The sequence below is a fragment of the Brachyspira pilosicoli P43/6/78 genome, assembly GCF_000325665.1.
Lineage (GTDB): Bacteria > Spirochaetota > Brachyspiria > Brachyspirales > Brachyspiraceae > Brachyspira > Brachyspira pilosicoli.
The window spans coordinates 155,837-181,121 of the sequence record NC_019908.1; the positions used below are offsets into that span (position 1 = coordinate 155,837).

Genomic DNA, 25,285 nt, shown 5'->3' on the forward strand with positions numbered 1-25,285 from the left:
ATTATAGTTTTTTTAAGTTGTTTTAAATTTTTTCTATAAAATGTTTTTTGTATTTGTTTAAGTAAACATCATAAACTCTTGATTTATTATCATCTAAGTTTAATTGATACATTCTAAAAGTTACTAATATATTTTTTGGCTGCCATAGTTCCTCATAACTATATTTATAATGCATGCCAATTTTTTTCATTACTTCTCCGCTTGCAATATTATTTATATCATGTGTTGCCGTAATATATTTTATATTATCATTTTTTAATTTCTCTATAACTTTTTTTGAAGCCTCTGTTATTATGCCTTTGTTCCAATATTCTTTTTTAAGTCCATATCCAAAATCATTGCTATCATTATTGTTTTCAAAATGTATATAACCTATAGGAATATTATTTTCTTTTAAGCAAACGGCGTATCTATAAAAATTCTTATTATTGTTTGTATCTAAATAAAATTTTTGTAAATGATTTTTTGTCTCTTCTATGCTTGTGAAAGGAAACCAAGGAAGATATTTATTAACTTCTTTGTCTGATAGAATACTGAATAATGCTTCGGTGTCATCAATATTAAATTGTCTTATTATGAGTCTTTCTGTTTTAATCATATTTTTTTATAAAAGATAAAAATAAAAGGGCATACAATAATATTGCAAGCCCTTATTAATTATAATATCTTAAAATTATTTGTTAATTTTTCCTAAAAGCTTCTCAGCAATAGCACGTCCTGTAGGAGTGTTAGCAAGTCCGCCCTGAGCAGTTTCTCTAAATCTTTCGTCCATTCCGTCAGCAACTTCTTTCATAGCCATAACAACCTCATCAGCAGGAATAACACTTTTAAATCCCGCACAAGCCATCTCAGCACAAACTATAGCATGAACAGCTCCCAAAACATTTTTACTCATACAAGGCACCTCAACAAATCCAGCAATAGGGTCGCAAACAAGCCCGAGTATAGCAGATAAAGATAAAGCAAAAGCATGAGCACACTGTTCAGGAGTTCCTCCCATAATCTCAGCACAAGCACAAGCTGCCATAGCAGAAGCACTTCCGCATTCAGCCTGACAACCTCCGCCAGCTCCTGCAAATGTAGCAAGCTGAGCAATAATATCAGCAAGTCCTCCAGCTGTAAACATAGAATGTACTATATCTTCTCTTTTATAGCCTCTATTTTCGCATACGGTAAGAACCGCAGGCATTATTCCGCAGCTTCCTGCTGTTGGTGCTGCTATAATTTTTCCCATACAAGCATTATATCCGCTAACGGCCATAGCTGCTGTTACTACTTCTCCTATGGTCTCTCCTAATATGCTCTTTTTGTTTTTGTAAAATTTCTCTACTATTTCAACACAGTCCTCTTGAAGTCCTGTTACAAAATTAAATTTATCTTTTTTGCCATTTATTACAGATTCTCTCATAATATCATAATAGCTAGACATCTGCTCTATTACTTTATTTCTATCAACTTTTTGACTATTAGCTTCTATATCTATAACTATATCACTAATTTTTTTGTTTTGTTCTGTAGCTGTAGCAACTAATGATTCAATAGATTTTATATCCATAATTTATTTTCCTTTTTTATATATTATTAATATAATTTATCTAAAAATACAAAATCTCTTATATTTTCTATTTTTCTAATTCTCTCTTCTATTTCTTTTGATATAACATCAGTCATACCAATAACTATGATGGCATATCCCTGATTAGGACCTCAAATTGAGGAGTAACATTCATATTTTCTATATTAATTCCATTTTCAAAAATAATAGAAGTAACTTTAGCAATAATTCCAGGTACATCTTTATTAACTATAGCTATAGTAGGGAAGTCTCCTTTGTAATGTACTTCTATACCATTTACTTTATCTAATACAATAAGTCCTCCGCCAATAGATGAAGCTAAAATATTTGCCTCATTATTTTGACCTTTTACTTCTATATAAACACTGTTAGGGTGAAAAGCTTCTCTTAATGTAGTTGGTATAAATTCAAATTTAAGATTATTTTCTTCAGCTAGTTTATAACTGTCTCTAAGCTGAGTGTCATAAGTTTCATATCCTAAAAGTCCAGCCAAAATAGCTTTATCAGTACCATGACCTTTCCAAGTAAGAGCAAAAGAACCGTGTAAATATATTTTTGCCTCTTTTACATCTTCGCCCAAAATTTTTTTAGCTAGTTTACCTATACGGCAAGCCCCTGCCGTGTGCGAACTAGAAGGTCCTATCATTACAGGTCCTATTATATCAAATAAAGTTGCCATAAAATTAGCCTCCATTTTTATATATATAATTTAACATATTCAATATATTTTAGATATATATTTTGTTAACTTTTTTTATCTCAAACAAAAAAAATAAATAAAATATTAAAATTATTACTTTTTATAATATTTTTTTTTATCAAAAAATAATAAAAATAATATTTAATTTTGAAAATATTTAATATTATTTAAACATAATAATATTATAAACAATATATTATGTTTAAATATATTGAGTATATTACCGATAATATATGCAAGTGAACAGAATATTATAAAATTTTTATGTTTACTAAATTATGTATATATATCTTAAAGAAAGAGGCAATATTAAATGTCAGTGAAGCAAATTTCAGATCAAGAAATATTATCAATGTATTTAAATTATGAGTCAATGGAGAAGGGGTTGTCACAAAATACGCTAGAGTCTTATAGAAGAGACATAGTAATATATTTAGATTTTCTAGGTAGAAATAAGAAAACAATATTAAAAGCTACTAGAAAAGATATAGAAAAGTTCTTGAGTGAAAGAAAAGAGCAAGGTTCAAAATCTAGAACAGTTGCAAGGAATAAAGTTAGTATAGTTAATTTGTATAAATTTTTGGTAATGGAAAATTATATTTCTAAGAACCCTACTGATAATTTAGAGGTAATACGTTTAAAGAGAGTGTTGCCTGAATCTTTAACTACAGAAGAGGTTGATGATTTATTGTCTGTGCATAATGAAAAAACAGATAAGGGTTTAAGAGATAAGGCTATATTTGAACTAATGTATTCTTCAGGACTTAGAGTTAGTGAAATTTGTTCATTAAAAATAGAAGATATATTCTTTGATGAGAAGTATTTAAAAATTTGCGGTAAAGGTAAAAGAGAGAGAATAGTTCCTATTAATGATAAAGCTTTAGATATTTTAAAAAGATATATTCAAACCAGCAGAGTAGTGATGGTTAAAGGTAAAAAGACTAGTGAATTATTTTTAAACTTTAGAGGCGATAAAATCTCTAGAGTAGGTATTTGGAAGATAGTAAAAGAGGCAATGAAAAAAAGCGGTATAGAGAAAAATGTTTATCCTCATACTTTAAGACATAGCTTTGCCACACACCTTATTCAGCATGGTGCAGATTTAAGGTCAGTTCAAAGAATGTTGGGGCATTCTGATATTACTACAACCGAAATATATACACATGTGGATTCTACACATTTAAAAAAGCAAATTGCTAAACACCCTAAATATACAAAACATACTAGACAAAACAGCTAAAAAAATAAAATAATAATTGGATACAACTTTATATGAAAAAAAGCATTATAGCAACTACAATTCTGTTACTTATAGCAACTTCTCTTATATTACTTACTTTTGGTATAGGAGAAAGGCTTACAATAATTAATTATAATAACAATTTACAATATGCGATAGAAGAAGATGGTAATAATAGAAAAACGCATAGAATAGATATGTATAATCCAGATTCTCTTACTTTGGTTCATAGTAAACCTATATTTAATGAATATAATTTAGCTGTAGATTTAGATGATTTTTATGTAGATGAAGATATAAGTGTGAGAGAAGATATAGACCTTTTTAATCAGGAATTATTATTGAGTGATGAGGAGATGAGCAGCGGAATGCCGAATCCTAATGTACTTCCTGCTATGGTATTTTCTGGAAATACTACTGATAAAACATCAGATAGATTAAGCAAGGCTATAGAAGGTGCTATTGTTAATTCTAAGAAAAGAGAAGCTCCGCGTGTTTCTATAGATTTATCTAAGATATCAGTATTTAGATATGAGCCTGTAGTTATAAATGCTTCTATTTATACAGAGGATAAAGTAGAGAATTTAAGCGTTTATGTGAGATATAAGAAAGATAAAAGTGTTAGAAAGAATGTTGATGATAGATATCCTATTAATGTATTTAAATTAAAAAATGCAGAGTATAAAGCAACTTATTTACATCCATTTGGCGGCGATTTGGGTGAATATCAGGCGGTTGTGCTTGTACAGACAAAAAGCGGAGTTTATGGTTATACAAAAGATTTTACTGTAAAAGGAAGACAATCTCCGCCTGCTAGAGAGACTAAAAAGATAACTACATTAGAATATGCTATAGATTTAACTACTAAAAAACTTCCTAATATAGAAACAGGAGCTCTTACAGAAGATTACAATGCCATATACGACTGGGTTCGCTATATGAAATGTGATACTTTGTGGGTAATAGGAGGACAAACTACTGGTTGGACTGGAGGAATCACTCCTGATAAGCCTTGGGCACCTGCTATGATTAAGAATGTTGAGAACCTAGCTGCTTCAAAATCTAAGGGTAATGTTGAGCTTGGTGCTTATGTTATGAGTTATTTTGCAGCCGGCGGCGGACACAGAAAAGGCGGATACGAAGTTTCTGTTGGATACAATTCTAGTACAAAAAGTTTAGTAGAAAGCAGGCATATTTCTTTGGGTGACCCTAAGAGAGTGCAGGATATTATAGACATATTAAAAAGATATGATGCTAATCCTAATATATCATATATTGGTTTGGACTTTATTAGAACTGGTGAAGTTGATGGTTATGAGCTAGTTGATGAGATGGTAGAGCTTACTGGAGTTTATACTCCTGCTAATTGGTCTACTATGAACAAAGCTGCTCGTATGCGTTGGCTTGCTGTTAATAGAGGCAGAAAGGAAATAGGATTAAAATGGAGATGGTATAGAGCTCATAAAGAATCACTTATTATAAAGGCAATAAAAGATTCTGGAATAAAGAAAAAATTATGGGCATTTACTTTAGGTTGGAATCATGGACAGGAACATGGACAAGACCCTTATATGTTCTTTGATGCGGGTATTGATTATGATGCTGTTATGATATATGAGGCTAGCCGTCCTCAACATGTTGGTATGCTTACTGCTTGGCCTAGATATTTATCTGGTGAATACAATGTTTTAGTTGGTAATATGATTGATAATAGGCTTCAAGACGGTAGTTTGAGACCTGAGCTTGAATATATGAGAAGAGTTTATGAATCTGAGGCTAAATTTAATAGAAGCAGCAGAATAAGAGGTATATTCTTCCATGATGTATCAAGAATGTTATGGTCTAAGTTTAGAGGTCCTAATACTATAAAAGAATGGGCTAATATTAATGCTTCAATAGTTTCTAGAATAGAGGAGAAATATTCTGAAAACCCATTCAATGTTACTGTTAAACTTGATGAGAGAAACAGAACAGGAGTACTTACTATAGTTAATAGAACTTCTAGAAGACTTAATAATGTTAGAATAAAAACTGACTTGTCTCAGGCATTGGCTGCTATTGTACTTGATAAAGAAGTTGTTACAATAGATGCCGGAGCTTCAGTAGAAATAGGATTTAGATATTCTTATGGCAGAAGCAGATATTCTTCGCTTATGTCTTTTAGAGTGATGTCAGAGTCAGGCGAAGAGAATGTAGCCGTTGCTTATACTCTTCTTAATTCACTTAGAGTAGTTGAGCCTAAAAAAGAAGAGGTGGAAGAAAAGCCTGCTATTGTAGCTAAGGGCGAAGAAAGCAACAATGAAAAGGCTGTAAACGATAATTAATTAGAATATAAATTAAAGGGGCTTTTTAAAAATAAGCTCCTTTTTTTATTTATACTTAAATGATTATGTTTTTTTAATTTTGAGTTTTTGAATATCACTATTAATTTTTAATAATACAAAATATTAAATTTATTTCAAAACTTTTTAAAATATTTGATAATAGTTTTAAAATATATAATTTTAATTCTATTGACAAAAAGTAAATTTATAACTAATATAAAACAATTCAAAAAAGGAATTCAAATATGTTAAAAAGGCTTCTAGTTTCATCTTTATTATTAATATCTTTATTTACTATAAGCTGCAAAAATTTGAAAGACACTATAGAAGAAAATATTATAGGAATAGATAAAACTTATGCAGGTATTTGGAATGTTGATGAAACTCCAAATGTAAGTGATGTTAATTTTTTAGGTTCTTATATTATAATAAAAGAAGATGGTTCTATGGATTTCTATTTTGGGAAAGTAAATAAAACATTTAATTTTTCTTCAGGCCAAATATTAAAAGTTAAAAATGGTTATATAGCTGTATATAACGAAATGGATTATAATAATAGTAATATCACATCAAAAGAACATTTACTTGATATGACTTTTGAAGATATAAATAATAATGACATAATATCTTCTTCTATAGCAAACATAACTTATACTGTTGAAGAAAATAATAATGTAGATACAGCTATAAAAGGTGTTTTTATTAAGCAAGCAGAGTAAAAGTTTAATATAAAATTATTAAGGTATGGGGAATTAAAGTTTCCTTTTTTATTTATGAAATATGAAAGATAAAATTAATATAAGCAATGAAAACTTTAATGTATCAATAGCATTATACAGACCAGAGATTCCTTCTAATACAGGTAATATTGGAAGGCTTTGCGTTGGGTTAAACATATCGCTTCATATAGTATCAAAACCTTCGTTTATACTAAGTGCTAAAGAGATTAGAAGGGCAGGGCTTGATTATTGGGAAAAGTTGAACCTAATAAAACATGAAAATGAACACACTTTTTTAGAATATTGCAAAGAGAACAATAAAAGAATAGTGCCTATATCAAAGTTTGGCCATATCCGCTATGATGAGTTTAATTATAGTGATAATGATATACTTTTATTTGGAAGGGAAAGCACTGGTTTAAGAGAATCTATATGGGAAAATGATGCTGCTAACTCTGTATATTTGCCTATGAGTGATGATATACGCTCTATAAATGTATCAAATACCGCTGCTATAGTTTCTTATGAGGCATTTAGACAATTATGCTTAAATAAAAATATTTAAACAGCCTTCTTTATGTTTTTTTCTTTTTCTTCATCATACAATTTAAATACAACGCTTATCTCTGTTCCAACATTTTCTTCGCTTTTTACATGTATATCAGCGTTATAATTATTACATATATTTTTTACTATTGTTAGTCCAAGCCCCGTTCCATTGACTTTAAGGTATTTATTATTTTTTACTCTAAAGAATCTTTCAAATATTCTGTTTAAATACTGCGGGGCTATTCCGCAGCCTGTATCTTTTACTGTAAAAATTGCTTTATCTTTATCTGTGCTTAGAATAATTTTTACATTTCCGCCGTCATCTGTATATTTTATGGCATTGTCTACAAGGTTATTAATTACCTCTGTTATTTTTTCTTTATTAGCCATTATAAAAGCAGATTCTATATTTAAGTCTATTGTAATATCTCTTTTTTGTGCTTTTAACTTATTGCTGTCATAAACATTAAGTATTATCTCTTTTATATCCATTTTTTCATCTATAGTCTCTTGCCAATTAGCCTCTATTCTGCTTAATGTAAGCATATCCATAACTAGCTCTTTCATTCTCAATGCTTCTGTATTTATTCTATTTAAAAAATCATTTAAGTTCTTTCCACCGCCGGTAGCTAGCAGAAGTTCAGAATAACCCAAAATAGAAGTTAAAGGTGTTTTTAATTCGTGGGAGGCATTAATAAAAAAGTCTTGTTTTTCTATCTCTAATTTTCTAATATCTGTAACATCTTCAAATTTTATTAAAGCGGATATATTTTCATTATTACGTATCGGTATAATAGTGATTTCTATATCCATATTATGTTCTTTTGAATCAAACTTTGAAAACCTTCCTAATTCTATAGCATTATCTATCTTTTTTATTACATTTTCATCTTTTATTATCTCATTTAAATTATTAACAGCTCTCTCTCCAATATCCAAAAAATCTATAGCAAATTGATTAATAAAAAATATTTCTTTTTTCTTATTAACAGCAATAATTCCCTGAGCAATATTCTCTAATACATAATTAAGTTTTTCTTTTTCAGTCTGATATGCTATGATATTATTATTCAAATCAACAGCAACTTCGTTAATATCATAAATTATATTGTTAACATCATTAAACCCTGTAAGGTTTTTAGGTGTAAGTGAGCGGTTATTATATATATTATCTAATGTCTCTTTAATAATGTAGAAAGGGTTCATAATATTTCTAGACATTATAGGAAGTACAAAAGCCATGAGTATTACAACAATAGTTATCACCATAACAGCAGTAAATAAGAATGTAGTTAAATATTTATTAATAGAATCCATAGGAATAGATACTCTTAATATATAATCAACAAAGTCATCAGATTTAATTTTTTTTTGTAGGCATATATATAAGGTGTTTTTTGACTAATAGAAGTGCTTATTGAAAAAGACGGCTCATCGTTCGTATTGTGCAAGGCTTCTATAACATCGCTTCTATTATTATGGTTGCCGAGTGTTGTTTTTGCTGTGTCGCTTAAGGTATCTGCAATAACTATACCGTTTGTAGATATTATACTTATTCTTAATTCTTCTTTGTCTGATTGTAATACGAAATTTTTAAAATCATCTTCTGTTTTTATATCATATATATTAATTTCTCTTTGAAGCATGTCTATAATATTAACAATCATTACTCTGCTGTACATAATATTATTATACTGCACTGTAAAGAGAATTCCTATAAACATTAAAGCACTTGATAATATAAGAATTAATAATGATTTTAAAAATATATTTCTAATCATAAAATAATTAAATTTCTATTAATTTATATCCCATTCCTCTAATAGTAATAATATTTTCTTTTTTTAAATCTAATTTTTGTCTAATAGATTTAATATGCATATCAATAGTTCTAGTTTCCATAGAATGTTCTACTCCCCAAACCTCTTCAAGCATCATCTCTCTATCTACAACATTATTAGCATTTTCCATAAGAAGTTTTAAAAGGTCAAACTCTTTTTGAGTGAGCGAAACTTGCCTATCATTAACATACACAACTCTTTTTTTTACTATTAGCTTAATCTCGCCAAATGTCAATTCTTCTGTATCTACTCTCACGTCTTTTTTTCTTAAATTAGCTTTAATTCTAGCTATGAGTTCTAATACAGAGAAAGGTTTTGGTATATAGTCATCAGCACCCAAATTAAGCCCTGTAACTATATTGATTTCACTAGATTTTGCTGTAAGCATTATTACTTTTATAGGTAAATGTGCATAATCTGTTCTTATTATTTTTAATATATCAGTACCTTCCATATCTGGAAGCATAATATCCAAAAGTATTAAACTAGGTATATTGTTTTTTAAAGCTTCAAGCATATCCTTACCATTACTGAAACATTCTATATTAAATCCAGCTTCTTCAACAGTGTACTTAATTAAATCTCTTATATTATCATCATCTTCTACAGAATAAATAAGTTCTTTTTCCATAAAATTTACACTCTTCCATTATAATTTTTATTTTTTTGTATTATATATTTATTTTGTTCAATATACAAGTGTTTATCAATGCAAAAAAAAGAAAAAACTTTATTTTATATTTTATAAGTATTATATTGTATCTTGATTATATAATTTAATTGATAATTATAATTTAAACTTGATGAAATCTTTTTTATATTCTATAATGATAAAATAAAAATATATCATTGCTATATTTTTTATTTATTGTATAATATTATCAAATTTAATATTGGTCTATAAAGAAAATAGGAGATAAATATATGCCCACCAAGATCAAAATTAGGTGAAATACCTAGGCAAGAAATGCCTCAAAGAAGTGCCGAAGAGCGTAAAAAGGATTTTAAAGAAGTTCCTTTAGGATATACAGAAGAACAAGCTTATACTGAATCATTAAGATGTTTGGATTGTAAAGTTCCGCATTGTATGGAAGGCTGTCCTGCTAAGGTAAAAATCCCTGAGTTTATAGGGCTTATAGCTGAAAAGAAATTTTTAGAAGCAGCTAAAAAAATAAAAGAAACTAACGCATTACCTGCAGCTTGCGGAAGAGTATGTCCTCAAGAAACTCAGTGTGAGCAAAGATGTGTTGTTGGTAAGAAATTTGAGCCTGTTGCTATTGGTAAATTAGAAATGTTTGTTGCTGACTATGAAAGAAAACATGCTCAATATGATGGCTTAAAAGTAGAAAAAAATGGTAAAAAAGTATGTATTGTAGGTGCTGGTCCTGCTGGTTTAGCTTGTGCTGGCGACTTAATAAAATTAGGTTATGATGTTACAGTGCTTGAGGCTTTACATACTATAGGCGGGGTACTTATGTATGGTATTCCTGAGTTTCGTTTGCCTAAAGAATTGGTTGCTCATGAGGTAGAAAACCTTAAGAAAGATGGTGTTAAATTTAAAATAAATGAAGTTGCTGGTATATCTTTGGATTTCCAAGAGTTAAGAAAAGAGTATGATGCTATATTCTTGGGTACTGGTGCTGGACTTCCTGCTTTTTTAAATATACCTGGTGAAAATTACTGCGGAGTTTATTCTGCTAATGAATATTTAACTCGTGTAAATTTAATGGGTGCATATAAATTCCCAGAAGTAGATACTCCTGTTATAAGACACAAAAAAGTTGCTGTATTAGGCGGCGGTAACGTGGCTATGGATGCTTGCAGAACTGCTGTAAGACTTGGTGCTGAAAAAGTATATATAGTTTATAGAAGAACAGAAAAAGAGCTTCCTGCAAGATTAGAAGAAGTTCATCACGCTATGGAAGAGGGAGTTGATTTTAGATTCTTAAGAGCTCCTTTAGAAATTCTAGCTGATGAAAATGATAATGTAAAAGCAGTTAGAACTCAAGTTATGGAACTTGGTGAGCCTGATGCTGATGGAAGAAGAAAACCTGTTCCTGTTGAAGGTAAAACTGAAGATATAGAAGTTGATGCTGTTATTGTTGCTATAGGTACTACTCCTAATCCGCTTATATCTAGAAAAGTGCCTGAATTACAAACTACTAAAAAAGGTACTTATGTTATAGATGAAGAGACTGGTGCTACTTCTGTAGAGGGAGTATTTGCTGGCGGTGATGCTGCTCGCGGTGCTGCTACTGTTATACTTGCTATTGGTGACGGTAAAAGAGCTGCGGCTGGTATACATAAATATTTATCTAAGTAAAAATATATCCAAATAATGAAATAATGCCCAATGCAATTTGTATTGGGCTTTTTTATACTTAAAAAACAAACCTTTATTTCGATAATTAAAATAAAAATTATTTGCTTGCAAATATATGTAAGTTTGTTTATACTTTAAATAATCTTTTTATACTAGGATTCTAATTATGAAATATTTGATATTGCATGGGCATTTTTATCAGCCTCCAAGAGAAAATCCGTTTTTGGGAGAGATAGAAAAAGAAATAAGTGCATCGCCTGCTCATGATTGGAATGAAAGAATAACTAATGAATGTTATAGCCCAAATGCTTATTCAAGAATATTAGACGGTTATGGAAGAATTACGGATATGTCTAATAATTATCAGTATATAAGCTTTAATTTTGGACCTACATTATTGGATTATATTGCTGATAAGAAGCCGGATTTATTAAAGAGAATATTAGAAGCAGATAAACTTAGTATGGAAAGGTTAGGGTATGGTAATGCAATTGCTCAGGTTTATAATCATATAATTTTACCGCTTGCCAAAAAAGAAGATATGGTGGTACAGATTAAATGGGGACTTTACAATTTTGAAAAATATTTCAAAAGAAAGTCAAAGGGTATATGGCTTTCTGAGACTGCTATAAATTTAGATGTTGTTGATGCTTTATGCGACTGTGGGGTTAAGTTTACAATACTTTCTCCATATCAGGCACATTATGTTAAAGGTATTACTCAAACTGATGTATCCGGTGCTAGAATAGACACATCAAAACCTTATTGGCTTTATGGGCATAATGGTAAGAGAATTGCTGTATTTTTTTATGACCCTTATATATCTAACGCTATAGCTTTTGAACATTTGCTTTGTTCTGCTGAGAAATTAGCTGAGAGAATAAGAAATGCTTATGGTGATAGAAAGCTTGTAAATATTGCTACAGATGGCGAGAGTTATGGACATCATGAGCCTTTTGGTGATATGTGTTTGGCTAGATATTTTCAAGATAATATTCACTATGATAATATTACGCCTACAAATTATGAGCATTATTTAAGTATATGTCCTCCTAGTGAAGAGGTGATATTGCATGAAGGTGAAGGTAAAAGAGGTACTTCTTGGAGCTGTTCGCATGGTGTTGAGAGGTGGAGAAGTAATTGCGGATGCGGCGGTGATGGTGTTATTGACTTATCTTGGAGGACTGGACTTAGAGAAGCTTTTGATATACTTAGAAATATGCAAGACAAATTATTTGCATTATTTTTAAACTTTACAAATGAATCTAGAAATTCTCTTAGGGAAGAGTATGTTAGGGCTATATATAATGATTCTGATGCTAAAGATTTATACGAAATATGCTCCAAATATATATCTTTCAAAGAGTTTATATTTTTAATGGAATCTTATAAATATTCTTTATTTGCTTATACTTCTTGCGGTTGGTTTTTTGAAGATGTTTCTAGAATAGAGCCTATCAAAAATATGCAATATGCAGAGAGGTCTTTTCATTATGCTAGAATGCTTGTCAAAGATAAAGATGCTCCTTTTGTAGAAGAGGCTTATCAAGGATTTTTAAAAGCATTAGAGACTTCAATTAGTAATAAAAAAGAACATCATACTGCCAGATATTTTTATGAGAAAAATGCTAAGATAGATTTATTTACTAAACTTTATATTATCAATCAGTTTATATTTAATTTAATTGCTAGTAATTATAAAGAAAAAGATATAAATATTTTTAAGCATAATATTAAAGCTACTCTAATAGATAAAAATCATATTGAAGGAGTAATGACTGATAATATAACATCAGATTTATATTTTAAAGTTGATACTGTTGAAGAGAATTATGAATTAAAAAATAATATCACTCTTTCTGAATATAAGGATTGTAATGATAATTTAGTATATACTATGCATTTGAAAGATTTAAGTTCTGATATTAGAGATAAGTTTTCAGATTCATTATTTAAAGATGATATTTCAAAATTAGATGATATAATGCATAAAATATATCCTGAATATAAAAAACTATTTAAATATTTCAATACAAATGATATTACACCAGATTATGACTATAGAAGATTAATGGGAGCTATGGATTCTCCTATATTAAGAGAGCTTATAGTATCAAAAGGAAGAGAGGCATATGATGAGGTGTCTAAGGAATTAAAAGATGCTAGAAATGCTGGTATATTTATTTCTAACAGCGGTATATCTGAGGTTGTTGGAGAGAATATTAAAAATGCATTAAATGAGCTTTATGAAACAGGAAATGGAAAAATTATATTTGATTTACTTAGGGATATTAAGTTTTTATCTAATAATGATATGCCAATAGATAGAAATACTTATGAAAATATATTTTATAAGATACTTCTAAAATATAAAGGTCTTCTTATAAGTTTTAATGAAGAAGAGAAAAAATTATTTGTGGAGCTTGGATATTGGCTTAATTTTAATATGGATAATATTTAATTATTCGTATTATTTTTTAGCTTTATCGTTCCATTTACTAATGATATAATAACATCAAAAGAATTATTAGTGTAGGAATGAATATTAATTCTTATTACTTTATTAGGGTCTATTGAACTTTTTGCTAGCTCAACATTTCCATTTTCTTTTCCAAAACCATTATGCTGAGTAATATAATATCCTTCGTTCTTCCATAAATAATTAGCATACTTTACGCTATTATATAAAGCATTGGTATCATTCTTAAAAGTGTATATATAATTATCATGAAACTTTTCTACTTTTGGTTTTATTTCTAACCCTATGATTTTATAGACAGAGGATACTGTATCATTTCCTATTTTATAAAAGTTTTCATAATTAGTTTTGCAAGATGCAAATAAAAATAGTGCTAAAGAAAGTATAATATATTTTATTTTCATAATTTATTTTTTGCTATTATATTAGCTATAACCTTATTATTATTTTTTTTCAATTTTAGTACGCCAAAAAAAACATAAACAAAAAAGAATACAAAAGAAATTACAGGTCCTAAATCATGATTAATATTAGCAATTTTAGATATATAATTACCTACAAAATATCCTATTATAAGACATATTAGAGGTATTATATATACAAAGAAATTGGCAGATTTTTTTAGTTCTTCTACTTCTATAATCACATTATCTCCATTAGAAGCATTTATGTTGTTTATAGCTCTTAATATAATTGGTTTGCCTGTTGAACATATTTTACAGCCATCACAACTAGAACTTCTTTGTAATTGTACTTTAGCAATATTGTTATTATATGTTTCTAAAACAATAGCTAATTCTCTTCTCATATGTTTTCCTCTAAATACTAAATAATGAGTGAAATATTAATTATAATTATATAATATAGAATAATAAATATCAATTATATAGAAATGTTATTTAATATAAAATAAAAGCATGCCGTAGTTTTGGCATGCTTTTATTGTTTTATGATTTTAATTAAGCTTGAGTAACTTTTTGTTTAAACCATTCTTTTCCTTCTACTATTCTTGAAACCAACATACCAGCAACATTATCACCAACAGAATTAACCATAGTAGCAGGAGGGTCAACCAATATACCAATAGTAGCAATCAAAGGGAAAGCCTCAGGTGGGAAGCCGTATATAGAAACAATAAGCATCTCACTTATAAGTCCGCCACCAGGTATAGCACCATTAGCCATACCAGCAAGTACAACAAATATTATAGAACCAACCCAAACATCAATACCAGTGAAGTTCATTCCAAATACACCATAAAGGAAAGCAATCTTCAATATTCCGCTTAAGCAAGTACCATCCATATGAGCAGTAGCACCTATAGGTAAAACTATATTTCTAACATCTTCATTAACACCTATTTTTTTAGAAGCTTCCAAGTTTATAGGGAGTGTAGCAATAGAGCTTTGTGTTGATAAAGAAGTTATCATAGGAGTAATTAAATATTTCATAGATTTTACTCCATATTTTCCAGCAGCAATATATCCATAAATAGGGAAGAAGATAAAGAAATATAAGAAAGCTGCAGGATAATAAACAGCACAAGCCCTAGCATAAGTACCTATCAATTCCGGTCCAAACTTACCAACCAAATTAGCAAAATAAGCACCTAAACCTATAGGAGCATAATACATTATAATGCCTACTAATTTCATTAAAGCAAGTGTGGCCGCATTAATAACAGGGATTAATGGTTGAGCTTTTTCTCCTACCAACTTTATAGAAAAACCAAAGAATAAAGAAAATACTATAAGAGGAAGCATGTTGCTTATAGAAAGCAAATCTTTAAAATCTGTAACAGTAACCATCTTTACTAATTGTTCTGAAACTTTAGGAGGATTAGGCTCTTCAACTTGAGTGATAGGCATAGTAAAACCTTCAGCAGGATTAAATACTCTAACAGTAACTATCATTATAGTTGCAGCAATAAGTCCTGTGATAATAAATACTACAAACATTGAAGCTACTATTTTACCTAATCTCTTCATATTATCCATTTGAATAATAGAGTTTGTAATAGATAAAAATATCAAAGGCACAACTACAGTAAATAGTATATTAATAAATATATCCCCAAACGGCTTTAAAACTGTAGCCTTCTCTTTGAGAACTATTCCCAATATACTTCCTACAACTACTCCTGAAACTAACAGTATCGGGAACCTATAATTTTTCCAAAAAGAACTTTTCATAAAAGACCTCCATTTTATAATTATTTATAGTTTTTATTTTTTAATTGTGAAGTTACTTTGTTTACAAACTCTTCTATATATTTAAAATCTGTTGCAATATTAACTCTTATAAAGCCTTTACAACTGTCAGAGAACCATTCTCCAAAGTCTATAGCTATTTTACAGTCATCTTGTATAAACTCTTTTACTCTATCTGGACTAACAACTTTTCTTAAATCTATAAAAGGCAAATAAGTTCCTTCTAAAGGACTTGTTATTATTTCAGGTACTTTTGTTTTTAATTCATCTCTTATATATTCATAATTGCGTTTTAATGTTTTTAAAAGTCCGTCAAGCCAATCTGAACCATATCTATATGCTGCTTCTGTAGCAACCATTCCTAATAAACTTAATTCTGTTCTATTAACTGTGTTTGCATATTTGTTATATATTTCTCTCATCTTTTCATCTGGTATTATAATATGAGAGTTTAGAAGACATGCTAAGTTAAATGTTTTTGAAGCTGAAGATAATACTATTAATCTGTCTAAATATTTATCTTTATTTTTGATAGATAGAGCAGAAATAAATGGTCTTACACCCAAATTCATATCTTGGTGAATCTCATCAGAAATAATATATACATTATGTCTTTTACATATATCAAAAGCTTTATCTATCTCTTCATCTGTCCAAACTCTTCCAGCAGGGTTATGAGGGTTACAGAATATCATCAATTTTACATTATTTTTTACTATATCGCTTTCTAGTTTTTCAAAATCAATTGAAAATACTCCGTTATCATTTTTTAATTCACATTTTATTAAATTTCTTTCATTGTCTTTAACAGCATTATGAAATGGATAATAAACAGGAGTAAGTATTACAACACTGTCTCCTTTGTTTGTAAAAGCATTAACCAACCAATATAATGCAGTTACTAATCCTGTAGAAAAGTTTATCCATTCTTCTTTTAAGTCTATATTATACCTGCTTTTTTGCCAATTAAAGAATGCTTCAAAATAACTATCCCATAAAACTGTATATCCAAAAACACCATGAGAAACTCTTTTATTTAAAGCTTCTATAACTTCGTCTGGAGCTCTGAATTCCATGTCTGCTACCCACATAGGTATTAAACCATCTACTAAAAATCTTCTGTCTTTTTTTGTTTCCCACTTTTGGGAATTTGTTCCTTCTCTGTTTACCAAATATTTACTATTAAATTCTTCTATGGTCATAAAACTTCCTTAAATTACATGATATTTTTATTTTAAGTATAGTTAATTTTTTTTGATAAAATCAATAAAATTTCTATAAAATAAAAAAATATATATAAAAAATATATATTTTTTTTATACTTGATATTTTTATTTTATGATTTATAATTTTATAATAAGGATTTATTATGGATAATTTTGATAAAGATAATTCAGAAAATAAAATTAATCCCGTATATTTTGATGAAACAGATAGAGCAATAATAGAATCGTACAAATATGTTGTAAAAGGTATAGCAAATGCCTTTGGAAGAAGCTGTGAAGCATTAGTACATTCTTTAGATAACTTTGAAAATGCAGTTAAATTTATAGAAAACGGACATAATTCTTCTAGAAATCCAGGAGCACCTATTACTAATTTGGCATTAGAGATTATAGCAGGTGTACATGAAGATAAGAAATTTTTAGAGCCATACGAATCTAAATTTCCAAATGGAGACAGATGCAAATCCATAACCATACCAATAAAAAATAAAGATAAACTTATAGGATTATTATGTATAAATATCAATATGGAAGTAAGTTTAATAGATTTTGTAAAAGAATTTGATATAAAAGATAATAAAAAAAAGTTTCATGAAAATTATAGCTCAAATATAGACGATATGATATCATCTATCCTTAATAAAAATATAAATGAAATCATGCTTGATATGTCAATACCAAATCAGGATAAAAACAAGAGTATAATAATAAAACTTTATGAAATAGGATTCTTCAATATAAAGGGCTCTGTAGAGGCATTAGCAGAAAGATTGCAAATATCTGTACATACTGTTTATTCTAATATTAGAAAATATACTTAATTGAAACTAATAAAAAATGCCTAATAATGTAATTATTAAGCATTTATAAAAATTAATATTTAATAGTTAATTATCTTTTATCCAATTTTTACCTTTAAAAATTCTAGCCAATAACATACCAGCTCCAACATCATTTGTAGCATTTATTGCAGTAGCAGGAGCATCTGTGATTGTACCAATTAAAACCATAATAGGTATAGACTCTGGAGGGAAATTAAAAGCAGATATTATAAAAATCTCTCCAACATATCCTCCAGCAGGTATAGCTCCCATTACAGACGATGCTAAAACTGATACCAATATAGCTGTTATTATGTTTTGCGGTTCTAATATATTGATGTTAAACATACTGCACATAAAAGTAATTTTTAATATAGTTATTAGTGTAGCACCAGACTTATGCAGATTACAACCCATAGGTATTGTTAAATCATTAATATCATCTGGTATGCCAATATTTTTTCCTGCTATTAAATTAGTTGGTATTGTAGCAGCAGAAGAACATGTTCCTAGAGAAACTAAAGAAGGAGGTATTATATATTTCCAAAATAATTTTACTCCTTTTATTCCATAAGCTAAATAAGCAAATACTGTATTCGATAAAAAATAAAATACTACAGCCGCTATAAAATATATTATTAAAGCTCTGGATAATGGTCCAGAAAGTGCTGCTCCATTTTGTCCTACTAATGTTGCAAAGAAAGCTCCAAGACCAATAGGTGCTATATACATAACATATGAAACTACTTTTGATATTATTGAAGTTAAAGAACCAAAAAATTTTACTACAGGTTTTCCAACTTCTCCAACCTTTACAGTAGCAATTCCTATTAGCATTGCAAATACTATTAAAGCCATTAGGTTTTGTCTAGACCATAAAAGAGGAAAATCATTAACTGTAAACATTGCCAATATATTTGAATTGCTAGTCATGTTATTTATAGTTTCATTCATAGCAATATTAGCTCCCTCAGCAGGATTAAATATTATAGTTATTATAAGCATATATATAGCAGCTATAGTTTCAGCTAATAAAAATATAACTATCATTATACCCAATACTTTTCCAAGTTTATTTGTATTTTCCATATTTGATATAGAATATACAAGCGAAACAAATATCATAGGAACAACACAGCAATAAAGTAAATTCAAAAATATATCAGCAATAGGCTGAAGTACAGTAGCCTTCTCTCCAAAAATTACACCAATAATAGAGCCTACCAACATTCCTAAAATCAAGATAAACGAAAATTTATAATTTTTTAAAATATTCATATGAACTCCAAAAACATATAAACTTATAAATTAAAAAAGCCCATCTATTTTTATAATAGAGGGCTTTTTTATATATACTATAAAAATATATTATTATTATTGCTGAGTAGTTTCAGTTGTTTTCAGTATTTTGTTGAGTATTGTTGTTATTATCAGCAGCAGGTTTAATATTTTTAATAGCATCTATAGCAGCTTGTCTAATAGCTAAGAAATATTGATCATCTTGAGAAAGATCTATCAAATCACCTAAAGCCATAGGGCTTCCTATTTTACCTAAAGCAACAGCTACTTCATAAACTATACCTTGAGTTCTTCCTAATCTTAATTGGAAAAGTAAAGCAGGAACAGCTTTTTCACTTCCTATTTCACCTAAAGCTTGTACAGCAGCGATGATATTGAAAGTTTCTTGTTCAGCAAAAAGCATTTGAGATATATAGTCTACGCTAGTTTCTGATTTAGCAATTTTTGCTGCTTGTAATGCTTGATATCTTACAGTAGAATCAGCATTAGAGCTAGAAGAAGTACCTAAACCATAGCTAACATATCTGTTAATAGTTTTGATAGCTAAATCACTATTAACACCTTTTTTAGTTAAAGCTTCAAAACATAATGCTTTAACTGATGGTGAACCAGTTTCTATAGCATTAATTAAAAGCTCTTCATCTTGGTTAACCAAAGCGTCTACAAAGTTTTGATCTAATTCTTCTCTAGGTTTTTCACCTGTTGTGTTATTAGATTCTTGAGTAGTAGTAGTGTCTGTTGTTGTTTGTGCAGTTTCTTGTGCAAACATAGTTGCTACAGAAAATGCAAGAACTAATGTTGAAATTAATATTTTTTTGAGCATTAGAACCCCCCTTAATATTTGTTGTAATAATATATTTATTGTAAAATAATTGCAAGCAATTTAATATGAAGATAAAAATATTTTTATAATAGAAGGCAATAATATTGCAAAAAATTATGTTTTTATTATACTTTATCTTATAAATAATATGTTAATTAATAAAAAATTATAAAAAGGATTAAATGTGGTTGGTTTAATTTTAGTTTCTGATAGTAATGAATTTGTAAGAGCATTACAAAAATATGTTAATCAAGTTAGTAAAATATCTGCTGCTTGTTCTGGAGGAATAGGAGAGGGGTTATTGGGTACTAACTATAATGATATTTATAATGTTATAAATGATAATTATACTGATGATGGTGTTCTTATATTTTTTGATAGTAAAGAAGCTTTGGCAAATTGCAAAAAAGCTATAGATATGTTAGATAAAGAAAAACAAAAGAATGTAAGAATATCATTTGCTCCTATTGTAGAGGGGGCAATGATTGCTGCTTCTGAGGCTTCTTTAAATAAAAAAATAAATGATATAGAAGAGAAATTAAATAATCTTGAGAAAAAATATTTCAGTGAAAATATTCAAGAAAATTTAAAAGATTATATAAAACAAGAATATACTGTAAAATTAAAAAATGGTTTTCATGCAAGACCTATATTTATGTTTATGAATATGGTTTCAAAAAATAATTGCTCTGTGTATATTACTAATAAAACTAAAAATAAAAATATTGTTTGTGCTGATAGTATGAGTAAGATATCTTTATTAAATATACAAAAAGATGATGTTGTGGAAGTATATGTAAAAGGAGATAATAATCAAGTTTTAACAGAGTTTTTTAAAGATTTATTTGGCGGAAAGTTTGACTTTAGTGATAATGAAGCGAAAAAAGTTTACACTGTTAATTCTGATTTTGAAATTGTGTGCGAGGGAAAGGTTAGCGGTTTAGCTAAGTATGTTGATTTAGATATTAAGATAGGATATGAAGAGCAGAGAGATATTGATGTAAAAGCTGAAAAGGAAAAATTTGTATATGCAATAGAAACCGTAAGAAAAGAGATATTGAAACAAAAAAAGAAAATGGAAGAAAAAAAAGTTTCTAATGATGCTTCTTTTATATTTGATTCACATTTATCTATGCTTTTAGATGAGGCTGTTATTAATGATGTAGATAGTTTGCTTGATACTTCTAAACATACTGCTTTATATTTGTATACTAATATTATGCAAAATATGTATGATTGTTTTAATGAGTTTGATGATTTATATATGGTAGAGAGAAAATATGATATTCAGGATATTTTAAATCAAGTTTTATCTGTAATGTTAGATAAGAAAATACAATTGCCTGATGATAAAGATATTATATTGATATCAGATAATATTTATGTGTCAAACATTGCTAATTTTTCTAACAATATTAAAGGTGTTATATCATTGAATGGAAGTTCTATTTCTCATTCTGCTATACTTTTGAAGGAATTAAATATGCCTTATATAGTTTATAAAGATGCTAAGAAGTTTGACGGAAAAAATATTGTAATAGATACTAATAATAAAGATATAATTTATTTGAATAATTAATAATCTTATTATATACTTTTACTAAATTTAAAGATTTTATGTTTTTATATTAGTTCTTAAGTTGTGATTTGAAATCATAGGATTTTGTATTATGGAATACAGTACTATAATAATTATCGTAATAGTTGGTCTTGTTATACTTACACCCATATTAAAACGAGCTTTTAAAAATATTAGGCTAGATTCTAATAGTGATAATATACATATAGCTTGTTTGTATGGGGATTTAAAAAAGATTAAAGCTTTACTTAGGTCTGGTATAAATATTAATGCTAGGGACTTTAGTAATAAAACTCCTCTTATGTATGCTGCTGAAGACGGTGCTATTGAGACTGTGAATTTTCTTTTAGATAATGGTGCTAATTTAGATGATGTTGATGTTAGAAATGAATCTGCTTTGATAATAGCTTTAAAAAATTATAATATTCATGTGGCAAAAATATTAATAGAAAACGGTGCTAATTTAGGCATTAAAAATGAGGAAGATAAAGATGCCTTACAATTAGCTAATGAGATTGATTCTAAAGAGATTATAGAACTTATTAAAAACAAATTAGGCAATTAATTATTTTTATTGCTTCTTGCTATATTTGTTGAACCGCATATAGGGCAGTTTGATACAGAATCATCTATTATATCATCTATATTAGTTAAATCATCATCTTCTACGATATTGATTTCTTTATCATCTACAGCCCAAAAATTAGAACAATCTTTACAGTAGAAATGTATTAAATATTCTCTATATGTTGGATAATTACCTTCTATTTTTCTATATCCATCTATTATATTGTGTCCCATAATAAAATCTCCTAAAAAATCTCGGTAGAGTCTAATATTTTTTATTAAAAAAGTCAATTATAATATTATACTAATTATAACAGTTTATATAAGATAATAGTAAATATTTTTTATTATTATATTGCTATAGAAAATAATTGATTTTTGTAGTATAATTAGCTATATAATATAAGTTATATGGAATGGCGGTTTTGTATTTATGAAAAGAATATTGTTTATTATTTTGATAGTATTATCTGTTGTTTTATTTTCTTGTAAGAAAGAATCTGAAGTTTCAGTTAATAATAATAATAAAGTGTATGTTAGTGACCCTAATAATATATATCATAAAGAGTATACTAATGTTGTGAAAGTAAATGGTAAGTTTGTTGATACTAAGAGTGCTTATGCATTTGCTTATGAAGGCAGAGAAGAGGGGGAATATAGTGAAGAGTATGATATATTTGATGCTATAAGAAATCACAGTTTAAAAAGGGTGGCAGAATTAATAGAGAATGATAATCAATTAATTAATGATACTATAAGTACAGATGAAAGCGAGTATAGCGAGTTTATGGACGATAGTTATAGCATTGATGGAGCTACTCCTTTAATATTTGCTATATTTTATAGAGATTTGGGTATAATGAAATATCTACTTGACAATAATGCTGACCCTTATATTAAAGATGAAGATGGGTGGAATGCTTTTTTATGGGCTTGCGGTACTGGAAGTGCGGAGGAAGTAAAAATGTTAGTTCAAGCTCATCCTGATTTAGTTGATTCCAGAAATATTTATGATGCTAATGGGCTTCATATTGCTTCTTTGAATGATAATTTAGAAGTTATTAAATATTTGGTTAATGATTTGGATTTTGATATTAACAGCACTGATGAAGACGGAGATGGTGTTTTATATTATGCTAATGATACTGAGACTACTGAGCTTTTAGAGAGTTTAGGTGCTGAAAATTAATTTTTATAAATAGGAGGGTTTTTATTATGGCTGTATTAGTTTGCGGAGGAGCTGGTTATATTGGTTCGCATGTGGTGCGTGAACTTTTAAAACAGAATATAGAAACTGTTGTAATAGATTCACTTGAGTATGGACATAAAGAGGCTATTAAAGATTGTAAGAACTTTTATCAGGGAAACATTGGAGATAGTGCTTTACTTGATGAAATATTTGCTAAACATAATATTGATTCTGTTATGCATTTATGTGCTTATATAGAAGTTGGAGAGAGCGTACAAAATCCTGCTAAATATTATCATAACAATGTATCTAACTCTATAAATTTACTTAACGCTATGCTTAGAGCTAAAGTAAAGAACTTTATATTTTCTTCTACTGCTGCTGTTTATGGAGAGCCTGAAGCTATTCCTCTAAAAGAAGATTGCAGAAAAGAGCCTACTAATCCTTATGGAGACAGTAAGCTTGCATTAGAGAAAATACTTGCTTGGTATACAAAAGCTTATGATTTTAATTATGTTGCTTTGAGATATTTTAATGCTTCTGGTGCTCACCCTGACGGAGACATTGGAGAAGACCATAACCCAGAATCGCATTTAATACCTTTAATACTTCAAGTTCCTCTCGGAAAAAGAGAAAACATAAAAATATTTGGTGATGATTATCCTACACCTGACGGTACTTGTTTGAGAGATTATATACATGTATGCGATTTAGCTTTGGCACATATTGCTGCTATGAATTATCTTAAAAATGGCGGTAAGAGTGTTGCTTGTAATTTGGGTAATGGAAACGGATTTAGTGTAAAAGAGGTTATAGAGGTGGCTAGAAAAGTAACAGGTCATGCTATACCTGCAGAAGTTTGTCCGAGAAGGGCAGGGGATTCATCTGAACTTATTGCTAGCAGTGATAGGGCTAAAGAGGTGTTGGGTTGGACTCCTACTATAGACTCATTAGAGAAAATAGTTGAAACTGCTTGGAATTGGCATAAAAATCACCCTAATGGTTATAAGAAATAATGTTTATTAGTTCAAAAAATGCTATAGTTGAAGCTCTATCTAAAGACTTGGTTGATGTTATTTATATAAAATTTCCTATATCTAAAAGAGAAAAAGAAATTATTAAGCTTGCCGAGAGAAAGAAGGTTTTAATAAAAAATGTTGATAAAAGAGAGATGGAAAGCATTGTAGGGAAGGTTTATTCTATTGCTGCGAGTGTGAAAGAAAATGCTGAGATAGGTATTGATGTTTTTTTGGATAGGGCTTTAGAAAAAACTAGTACACCGCTCATATTTATACTTGATTCTATAACTGATGTTCATAATTTGGGTGCCATTATAAGAAATGCATATTTTTTTGATTTGGGCGGAATTATTATACCTAAAGACAATGCTGCTCCTATAAATGAAAAGGTTTATGAGATATCGGCTGGTGCTGCCTATCATTTGCCTATATCAATAGAGACCAATCTTAATAGGGTTATTGATATAATGAAAGAGAAAGGTTTTTGGGTATATTATGCGAGCGAGAAGGGCGACACATCATTAGAAAATTTTAAATTTGACACACCTACAGCTATTATACTTGGAAATGAGCATAGCGGAGTAAGGGAGAGTTTGAAGAAGAATTCTGACGGCAGCATTATAATAAGAGCCCAGAGCGATTTTGATTCACTTAATGTATCAGCAGCATCCGCTATAATATCTTACGCTTATTCTGTGTATAAGAAATAATGTAATTTTTTTAAAGTAACTTAATAAATATTTATAGTGTTTTAATTTTATTGATTATGAATATATATTAAATAATGATATATGTTTATAA

23 protein-coding genes and 1 pseudogene are annotated in these 25,285 nt (G+C 28.6%); 12 read left to right on the plus strand and 12 right to left on the minus strand.

Annotated features, from left to right (window positions below):
• Positions 1 to 22: 22 nt before the first annotated feature.
• The 3 genes from BPP43_RS00715 to sdaAB all read right to left on the minus strand — a co-directional run bounded on the left by BPP43_RS00715 (position 23) and on the right by sdaAB (position 2,255).
• The gene (locus tag BPP43_RS00715; RefSeq protein WP_015273870.1) at positions 23 to 598 is read right to left on the minus strand and encodes a GNAT family N-acetyltransferase; all 576 of its coding nucleotides are present in this window, start codon (positions 596 to 598) and stop codon (positions 23 to 25) included.
• 75 nt (positions 599 to 673) lie between these two features.
• Positions 674 to 1,555: an L-serine ammonia-lyase, iron-sulfur-dependent, subunit alpha gene (gene sdaAA / locus BPP43_RS00720; protein ID WP_013243411.1), complete on the minus strand. Its 882-nt coding sequence runs from the start codon at positions 1,553 to 1,555 to the stop codon at positions 674 to 676.
• A gap of 124 nt (positions 1,556 to 1,679) precedes the next feature.
• Complete coding sequence (gene sdaAB / locus BPP43_RS00725; protein WP_015273871.1) at positions 1,680 to 2,255, minus strand: L-serine ammonia-lyase, iron-sulfur-dependent subunit beta; 576 nt, start codon at positions 2,253 to 2,255, stop codon at positions 1,680 to 1,682.
• 334 nt (positions 2,256 to 2,589) lie between these two features.
• Here sdaAB and xerD point away from each other — a divergent pair, with 334 nt between their 5' ends.
• From xerD to BPP43_RS00745, 4 genes are all read left to right on the plus strand, one after another.
• Positions 2,590 to 3,516, plus strand: coding sequence for a site-specific tyrosine recombinase XerD (gene xerD, locus BPP43_RS00730; RefSeq protein WP_014933434.1), 927 nt, complete (start codon positions 2,590 to 2,592; stop codon positions 3,514 to 3,516).
• Positions 3,517 to 3,548: 32 nt separating this feature from the next.
• The gene (locus BPP43_RS00735; protein ID WP_015273872.1) at positions 3,549 to 5,840 is read left to right on the plus strand and encodes a hypothetical protein; all 2,292 of its coding nucleotides are present in this window, start codon (positions 3,549 to 3,551) and stop codon (positions 5,838 to 5,840) included.
• 245 nt (positions 5,841 to 6,085) lie between these two features.
• Complete coding sequence (locus tag BPP43_RS00740; RefSeq protein WP_015273873.1) at positions 6,086 to 6,559, plus strand: hypothetical protein; 474 nt, start codon at positions 6,086 to 6,088, stop codon at positions 6,557 to 6,559.
• A gap of 61 nt (positions 6,560 to 6,620) precedes the next feature.
• The gene (locus tag BPP43_RS00745; RefSeq protein WP_013243406.1) at positions 6,621 to 7,124 is read left to right on the plus strand and encodes a tRNA (cytidine(34)-2'-O)-methyltransferase; all 504 of its coding nucleotides are present in this window, start codon (positions 6,621 to 6,623) and stop codon (positions 7,122 to 7,124) included.
• Here the strand turns inward: BPP43_RS00745 and BPP43_RS00750 are convergent.
• Positions 7,121 to 8,889, minus strand: a pseudogene (locus tag BPP43_RS00750) (sensor histidine kinase). The gene BPP43_RS00745 and the pseudogene BPP43_RS00750 overlap by 4 nt on opposite strands.
• Positions 8,890 to 8,896: 7 nt before the next feature.
• The gene (locus BPP43_RS00755) at positions 8,897 to 9,580 is read right to left on the minus strand and encodes a response regulator transcription factor (protein ID WP_013243404.1); all 684 of its coding nucleotides are present in this window, start codon (positions 9,578 to 9,580) and stop codon (positions 8,897 to 8,899) included.
• A gap of 336 nt (positions 9,581 to 9,916) precedes the next feature.
• Between BPP43_RS00755 and gltA the strand changes: the two genes are divergently transcribed.
• Entirely contained in the window at positions 9,917 to 11,272 is a 1,356-nt protein-coding gene (gltA, locus tag BPP43_RS00760) for an NADPH-dependent glutamate synthase (RefSeq protein ID WP_015273874.1), read from the plus strand.
• A gap of 166 nt (positions 11,273 to 11,438) precedes the next feature.
• Entirely contained in the window at positions 11,439 to 13,733 is a 2,295-nt protein-coding gene (locus BPP43_RS00765) for a DUF3536 domain-containing protein (RefSeq protein WP_015273875.1), read from the plus strand.
• Here the strand turns inward: BPP43_RS00765 and BPP43_RS00770 are convergent.
• From BPP43_RS00770 to BPP43_RS00785, 4 genes are all read right to left on the minus strand, one after another.
• The gene (locus BPP43_RS00770) at positions 13,730 to 14,155 is read right to left on the minus strand and encodes a hypothetical protein (RefSeq protein WP_013243401.1); all 426 of its coding nucleotides are present in this window, start codon (positions 14,153 to 14,155) and stop codon (positions 13,730 to 13,732) included. The two genes, BPP43_RS00765 and BPP43_RS00770, sit on opposite strands and share 4 nt — an antisense overlap.
• Positions 14,152 to 14,559, minus strand: coding sequence for a SoxR reducing system RseC family protein (locus BPP43_RS00775; RefSeq protein WP_014935696.1), 408 nt, complete (start codon positions 14,557 to 14,559; stop codon positions 14,152 to 14,154). The genes BPP43_RS00770 and BPP43_RS00775 overlap by 4 nt, the downstream gene beginning before the upstream one ends.
• A 151-nt stretch (positions 14,560 to 14,710) precedes the next feature.
• On the minus strand, positions 14,711 to 15,943 hold the full coding sequence (locus BPP43_RS00780) for a dicarboxylate/amino acid:cation symporter (RefSeq protein ID WP_013243399.1): 1,233 nt from the start codon (positions 15,941 to 15,943) through the stop codon (positions 14,711 to 14,713).
• A 20-nt stretch (positions 15,944 to 15,963) separates the two neighbouring features.
• Complete coding sequence (locus tag BPP43_RS00785) at positions 15,964 to 17,163, minus strand: MalY/PatB family protein (protein WP_015273876.1); 1,200 nt, start codon at positions 17,161 to 17,163, stop codon at positions 15,964 to 15,966.
• Positions 17,164 to 17,330: 167 nt separating this feature from the next.
• Here BPP43_RS00785 and BPP43_RS00790 point away from each other — a divergent pair, with 167 nt between their 5' ends.
• Positions 17,331 to 18,008, plus strand: coding sequence for a helix-turn-helix transcriptional regulator (locus BPP43_RS00790; RefSeq protein WP_013243397.1), 678 nt, complete (start codon positions 17,331 to 17,333; stop codon positions 18,006 to 18,008).
• Positions 18,009 to 18,074: 66 nt separating this feature from the next.
• Here the strand turns inward: BPP43_RS00790 and BPP43_RS00795 are convergent, their stop codons facing one another.
• Together BPP43_RS00795 and BPP43_RS00800 are read right to left on the minus strand one after the other, a co-directional pair.
• Positions 18,075 to 19,286 (minus strand): dicarboxylate/amino acid:cation symporter, encoded by a 1,212-nt coding sequence (locus tag BPP43_RS00795; protein ID WP_014933425.1) that lies wholly within the window; start codon positions 19,284 to 19,286, stop codon positions 18,075 to 18,077.
• 112 nt (positions 19,287 to 19,398) lie between these two features.
• Positions 19,399 to 20,130: a HEAT repeat domain-containing protein gene (locus tag BPP43_RS00800; protein WP_015273877.1), complete on the minus strand. Its 732-nt coding sequence runs from the start codon at positions 20,128 to 20,130 to the stop codon at positions 19,399 to 19,401.
• Between the two features lie 184 nt (positions 20,131 to 20,314).
• Here BPP43_RS00800 and BPP43_RS00805 point away from each other — a divergent pair, with 184 nt between their 5' ends.
• On the plus strand, positions 20,315 to 21,709 hold the full coding sequence (locus BPP43_RS00805; RefSeq protein WP_015273878.1) for a phosphoenolpyruvate-utilizing N-terminal domain-containing protein: 1,395 nt from the start codon (positions 20,315 to 20,317) through the stop codon (positions 21,707 to 21,709).
• 91 nt (positions 21,710 to 21,800) lie between these two features.
• Complete coding sequence (locus BPP43_RS00810) at positions 21,801 to 22,274, plus strand: ankyrin repeat domain-containing protein (protein ID WP_013243393.1); 474 nt, start codon at positions 21,801 to 21,803, stop codon at positions 22,272 to 22,274.
• On the opposite strand, the gene BPP43_RS00815 is transcribed toward BPP43_RS00810, so the two are convergent.
• Positions 22,271 to 22,510, minus strand: coding sequence for a hypothetical protein (locus BPP43_RS00815; protein ID WP_013243392.1), 240 nt, complete (start codon positions 22,508 to 22,510; stop codon positions 22,271 to 22,273). The two genes, BPP43_RS00810 and BPP43_RS00815, sit on opposite strands and share 4 nt — an antisense overlap.
• Positions 22,511 to 22,709: 199 nt before the next feature.
• Here BPP43_RS00815 and BPP43_RS00820 point away from each other — a divergent pair, with 199 nt between their 5' ends.
• From BPP43_RS00820 to rlmB, 3 genes are read left to right on the plus strand one after another with little or no spacing between them, the layout of a single operon-like run.
• On the plus strand, positions 22,710 to 23,465 hold the full coding sequence (locus BPP43_RS00820) for an ankyrin repeat domain-containing protein (RefSeq protein WP_015273879.1): 756 nt from the start codon (positions 22,710 to 22,712) through the stop codon (positions 23,463 to 23,465).
• Between the two features lie 26 nt (positions 23,466 to 23,491).
• Positions 23,492 to 24,481 carry a UDP-glucose 4-epimerase GalE gene (galE, locus tag BPP43_RS00825; RefSeq protein ID WP_014935701.1) on the plus strand — a complete coding sequence of 330 codons (990 nt, stop codon included), beginning with the start codon at positions 23,492 to 23,494 and terminating at the stop codon, positions 24,479 to 24,481.
• Complete coding sequence (gene rlmB / locus BPP43_RS00830) at positions 24,481 to 25,194, plus strand: 23S rRNA (guanosine(2251)-2'-O)-methyltransferase RlmB (protein WP_015273880.1); 714 nt, start codon at positions 24,481 to 24,483, stop codon at positions 25,192 to 25,194. Before galE ends, rlmB begins: the two co-directional genes overlap by 1 nt.
• The last annotated feature ends 91 nt before the right edge of the window (positions 25,195 to 25,285 follow it).